Origin of the sequence: Streptomyces sp. HSW2009 (assembly GCF_040240285.1) — a bacterium.
Lineage (GTDB): Bacteria > Actinomycetota > Actinomycetes > Streptomycetales > Streptomycetaceae > Streptomyces.
Window position 1 is genome coordinate 1 of the sequence record NZ_JBEHZD010001060.1, and the last position, 990, is coordinate 990.

At 81.7% G+C, this 990-nt stretch carries 1 pseudogene; it reads left to right on the forward strand.

Annotation, left to right across the window (positions count from 1 at the left end):
* A pseudogene (locus tag AAHZ94_RS34540) lies at window positions 1-990 on the forward strand (hypothetical protein); the annotation flags it as partial.

The window sequence follows — 990 nt, forward strand, 5'->3', positions numbered from 1 at the left end:
GGGCGCGGGCGGGGCCGACCCGGCCGGGCGGGCGCGGCGGTTCCCGCTCGGCAGCGCGGGCGGTGGGCGGCCGGGGGGGGGGGCCCGCTCCGGCCGGGTGCCCGGCGGGCGGGTGCTCCCCGACGCGCAGCGGCTGGCCAGGGCGCTGCGCCCGTTGGCCCGCTACCACGACGACCCGCAGCACAGCACGGCCGACGTGGAGGCCACGGTGCGGCTGATGGCCGAGACGGGGCTGTTCGACCTGGTGACCGCGGCCGTCCCGGAGCGCGCGCTGACCGCCGTGCTGCTGGTCGACCAGACGCCGTCGATGCGGGTGTGGCATCCCCTCGCCTCCGAGGTACGGGCCGTGCTGCGCCGCAGTGGTGCCTTCCGCTCCGTACGGCAACAGCGCTTCGACCCCGCCGGGTTCGCGGCCGGCAGCCCGCGCGCGGTGCCGGCCGCCGGCGGGCCCGGCGTGGTCGTCCTGGTCCTCACCGACGCGGTGCATCCGGCGTGGCGGGACCCGCGGACGCTCGGTGCGCTGTTGGCCCAGCACCGTCGCGGCCCGCTGGCGGTGCTGCACGCCCTGCCCCGCAGGCTGTGGCGGGGCAGCGGGCTGAACGCCCAGCCGCGCCTGCTCACCGCTCCGGGACCGCTTAGCCCGGCGCACCGGCTCGACGTGGCCGACCCGTTGACCGGCGCGGTGGACCCGACCGCGGCGGGGCGGGCGGCGCTGCCGGTGCTCCGGCTGACCCCCGCCGCGCTCGCCCCGTGGGTCGCTCTCCAGACCCGCCCCGGCAGCCCGCGCCACATCGAGACGGTGCTGGTGTCCACGGGCCGCCGGCCGAAGGGCCCGTGCCCCCTACCGCTCCGGCCCGGGGGGCCCCGCCCCCCGGGGCCCCCCGGGGCCCCCCCGGCGGGGGGGGTTTTTAACGAGCCGGCCCCCCCGCCCGGCGCGCGGGGGGGGGTGGGGGGGGGGGGGGGGGTGGTGGGTGGGGGGGGGGGGGGGGG